The 4,251-nt window shown below is 59.5% G+C and carries 4 protein-coding genes and 1 pseudogene; 2 read left to right on the top strand and 3 right to left on the bottom strand.

What is annotated here, in order from left to right; genetic code table 11:
• Window positions 1–152: pseudogene (locus NW819_RS06195) on the top strand (HlyC/CorC family transporter); the annotation flags it as partial.
• 35 nt (window positions 153–187) lie between these two features.
• Here NW819_RS06195 and NW819_RS06190 read toward each other — a convergent pair.
• The 3 genes from NW819_RS06190 to NW819_RS06180 are packed head-to-tail and all read right to left on the bottom strand — an operon-like array spanning window position 188 to window position 3,151.
• Window positions 188–505 carry a hypothetical protein gene (locus NW819_RS06190; RefSeq protein WP_414413218.1) on the bottom strand — a complete coding sequence of 106 codons (318 nt, stop codon included), beginning with the start codon at window positions 503–505 and terminating at the stop codon, window positions 188–190.
• A 15-nt stretch (window positions 506–520) separates the two neighbouring features.
• Window positions 521–1,150, bottom strand: coding sequence for a DUF4126 domain-containing protein (locus NW819_RS06185; protein ID WP_414413217.1), 630 nt, complete (start codon window positions 1,148–1,150; stop codon window positions 521–523).
• Between the two features lie 9 nt (window positions 1,151–1,159).
• On the bottom strand, window positions 1,160–3,151 hold the full coding sequence (locus tag NW819_RS06180; protein ID WP_414413219.1) for an ATP-binding protein: 1,992 nt from the start codon (window positions 3,149–3,151) through the stop codon (window positions 1,160–1,162).
• A 354-nt stretch (window positions 3,152–3,505) separates the two neighbouring features.
• On the opposite strand from NW819_RS06180, the gene NW819_RS06175 reads away from it, so the two are divergent.
• A partial coding sequence (locus NW819_RS06175; RefSeq protein ID WP_414413216.1) for a deoxyhypusine synthase family protein occupies window positions 3,506–4,251 on the top strand: 746 nt, incomplete at its 3' end.

Genomic DNA, 4,251 nt, shown 5'->3' with positions numbered 1-4,251 from the left:
TGGTGGATGAGTTTGGCGGCACCACCGGCCTGATCACGCTGGAGGACATTTTGGAGGAGCTGGTGGGCGATATTTACGACGAGAGCGATCTCTCCCCCCTGCTGCTGCGGCGGCAGCGGCGACCAGGTGGAGCTTCTACCTCCCCTGGCTGAGAACAGGAGCAAGGGGATCATCCCCTCTCTAAGTCCTAGCTGGCTCTGGAGGGATCCGTCTCCGCGGCTGTTGGGTTTTCGTGCGCGCCGGGAGTGAGCTCCCCAAAGCCGGCCTCGACGGGATAGCGGGCCACAAAAAAGATCCAGAAGCTGTGGATCCCCAACCCCAAAGCCCACCAGCCCAACAGGGGCACCAGCCACGGCCAATCCGCCCGGTACAGTTGCTGAAAAAACACCAGCCCAGACCCGCTGCAGAGAAAAACGGCAATGTGGGCGGCATAGGTATAGCGATCATCCAGCTTGCGAAATTCGGGATCCCGACGGGAGGGCTTCCGGGGCCAGCGAGGCGGCATGGCAAAACCATCCAGTTAAAACCTTCTCCAGTGTAGAACAGCCGTCGGCGGGGATCCCTGAGACTTGGGAGCGGCATTTCTGCTGCGGAACCCCAGTTTCAACGCCCGTTTGCCCAGCCAGTACACCAGCAAACCCATCAGCAGCACTGCCAGCCAAGGGGCCAGCACCGCCACCACCGCCAGCAGCAGAGAAGTGACGTTTTCGCCGGTGGCCAACAGCGGGTTGCCCAGCCCCCCTGTGGTGGTGGTAGAGGCCAATCGCAGCACATCGGTGGTGCCTTGGGTGATCCCAGCAGCCCCCCCTCCGAGAATGGCAGCCAAAGCCCAGCGCCACATCGGGCTCAGGTCACCAATGTCCCCCATTGCCGCCGACATCACCAGGATTCCGGCCACCACTGCCACCGGCGTTGCCACTACATCTAGCAAGTTGTCCACCCAGGGCACGTAGTAGGCAGAAACCTCGAAAAAGGTGGCCACCACAAAAACCAGCAGCGCCACCTCTGAGCCAATCCATTGCAGATCGGGAGCCAGCTCCAGATGTCCAGCCTGAGCCGCTATGCTCATCACCAGCAGCGGCACAAAAATACGAAAGCCACAGGCAGCACTGAGGCCCAGCCCCAAAAAAATGGCCAGTAGGCTTTCCATCTTGGCTCCTTAGGTTTGGTGGGAATGGCGGGGATGCTCCCGCCAGCAGCAACTGGGGGGATCCGTCTCGGCTGGCTGAACCTCGAACTCCAGCGGTCCCTCTTCAGTGTACAGGTGCAGGTCGAACCAGAAGGTGGATCCCTGTTCTAGCTTGCTCTCCAGGCAGATGCGGGTTCGATGTTTCTCCAGGATGTTGCGCACGATGGCCAACCCCAGGCCGGTGCCCTCTAGGGTGTGGACCCGGTTCTCGACACGGAAAAAGCGGTCGAAAATCCGCTCCTGATCTTCTGGGGCAATGCCAATGCCTGTATCGGCCACCGCCACCCGCACTGCCTGCGGGGATCCATCCGCCTGAACCACCAGGTGGGCATGCACCGTCACCAGGCCCCCTGAGGGAGTGAACTTGAGGGCATTGCCCAGGAGATTGGTCATCACCTGCAAGAGCAGATCGTAGTTGCCCCACACCAAAGGCAGATCGGGATCAACGAATTTGCGCAACTGGATCCCTTTGTCGCGGGCCTGCAGTTGGTGGGTGCGCAAAGTCTGCTCGATCACTGCCGCGATGTCGACACCTTCAAAGTGGTACTGCTTGCCCGATTCCAGACGAGACAAATCCAAAACATCGTTGACCAGGCGGGTGAGGCGATCGGTTTCGCGGTTGGCAATTTCCAGGTAGTCCAGCCGCTCCGCCGAGGACATCTGCTCGCCGTACTCGTAGAGGGTCTCGATAAAAGACTTGATGCTGAAGAGGGGGGTGCGCAGCTCGTGGCTGATGTTGCTGATGAATTGAGCCTTGGCTTCGTTGAGCTCCACCTCGCGGGTGATGTCCTGCACCGTCATCACGATCCCCTTGAGATTTTGCCGCCGCGGATCCGACACCGGCGAAAGCAGGATGCGGATAACACGCTTGGTGGGGCCGGTGAGGTTGACGCGAACTTCCTCTGCTTCTTGATCCCCGCGGGCAATTTGCATCAGGGGGCGGGCCAGTTGCTGCTGCAGATCCTCCGGCAACAGCTCCGGCAGGGGTTTGCCCAAAACGGGATCCCCTTCCCAGCCAAACATACGAGAGGCGGCAGGATTGAGCAGCAGCACCCGCAACTCGGCATCCAGCAAAATGGCGGCATCGACGATGGAGAAGACCAAGGTCTCCAACTTGGCTTTGGCGGCAGCCAGTTCTTCGATGTTCTGTTCTTCGTAGCTTTGCAGCCGCTCCGCCATCTCGTTAAAGCTGTCGATGAGCTGGGCCAGCTCGCCCCCGAAGGGCAGGTCGATGCGCTGCTTGAAGTTACCTTTGGTGATCTCCTGGACACCTTTGACCAGCTCTTTGATGGGATAGGTGATGGTGAGGGCATTGACCACCGCTCCCAGGATGGCCAAGACCCACACCGCCAAAAACACCCCAATCGAGACCTCCCGCGCCAATTGTGTGGAGCGCACCAGGGCGGGATTGGGATTGATGCCCAAGCCGAGGGTGCCCAAAAAGCGGCCCTGATGGTAGATGCCGACAAAAATATCCGTCACCCGCCCGGCAGGAGTGAGGTGGGTGCGCACCAGCGGTTGGCCCTCAGCAGGAGGACGGTTGTCCGGCAGTTGCATGCGACGGGTAAGGCTGAGGGAGGTTTTCACCTCCTGATTGGAGAACGGGATCCCGTAGTAGATGTTTCCTTCGGGATCGGCGTAGAGCAAATAGCGGATGCTGCTGGTGCTCTCAAAGTACTGGCGGGACAGTTGCGCCACTTCGCCAATGCGATCTTCCGCAATCAGGGGGGCGACATTGGCGGCCAAGAGCAGCCCCAGATCTCGGCCAAAGCGGGCTTCGTTGAAGCGAGCATCCTGCTGCACGGTGCTGACGGCCCAGAAGGTGAAACTGCTCACCACCAATGAGACCACCAGCGTTGCCACAAAGAGCAACTGAGTTTCCAACCGCAGTTTTTGCTTCCATCGCGCCCACCAGCGCCGCAGGGATCCCATAGAGATCCCGGTCGTTGTTGGCACTGACATGTCCACAGCGCCAGGCAATGGCTCGGCAGGAGAAGAAGCCAGCTCAGGAGATTGGACTTCGGCAATGGGCTCGGCTGGCTCGACAGTGCTGACAGGAGGCATGAACCCAACGTGAACAGATAGCGTGAACGGATATAGGGCGGTGATTCGCCACCATTCTGACATGGGCAGGCGATCCCTTTGTCTCAGCCAAGGCCGGGTGAGAACCGGTATGGGATCCCGGCTTCGCAACGCAACCTGCTCCAGCCGACCTGCAGGGGAATGGTTGCCAATACCGATAAAGGTATCCCCAAGCAAAGCTTGTCAGCGCCCCTAAAGTTGATAGACTAGAAAATCGTGCTTCACCAGGTCAGAGTGACCGGAAAAATCGTGACCAACAGCCCCGTCAGCCAATTTATCCAACATCATTTTCGCCACTTCAACGCAGCCGCGCTGCTGGATGCAGCCAAAGGTTATTGTGCTCACCTGGAAAAGGGCGGCAAGATGATGGTGACCTTGGCCGGTGCCATGAGCACAGCAGAGCTGGGCCTTTCCCTAGCTGAGATGATCCGGCAGGGTAAGGTTCACGCCATCTCCTGCACCGGCGCCAACCTGGAAGAGGACATCTTCAACCTCATCGCCCACGACTTCTACGAGCGCGTGCCCCACTATCGCGATCTCAGCCCGCAGCAGGAGCAGGAACTGCTGGAGCGGCACATGAATCGGGTAACCGATACCTGCATTCCCGAAGAGGAGGCGATGCGGCGCTTGGAAAAAGCCCTTTTGGAAGAGTGGATCGGCGCCGATCAGGCGGGCGAGCGCTATTTTCCCCATGAGTTTCTCTACCGGATTCTGCGCAGTGGCCGGCTGGAGCCCTACTACCAGATCAATCCGCGGGACTCTTGGGTTTACGCCGCTATGGAGGCCAACTTGCCCATCTATGTGCCGGGATGGGAGGACTCCACCACCGGCAACATGTATGCCGCCCACTGCATCACGGGTGAGATCCGCAATGTACACACCGTCCGCACAGGGATCGAGTACATGATCCACCTGGCGGATTGGTACCTGCGCACCTCGGCGGAATCCTCCATCGGCTTCTTTCAAATTGGCGGCGGCAT

Origin of the sequence: Synechococcus sp. R8-2, assembly GCF_047461715.1 — a bacterium.
Lineage (GTDB): Bacteria > Cyanobacteriota > Cyanobacteriia > Thermostichales > Thermostichaceae > Thermostichus.
The sequence above is the reverse complement of the archived record's forward strand: the minus strand, read 5'-3'. Positions and strand labels throughout refer to the sequence as shown.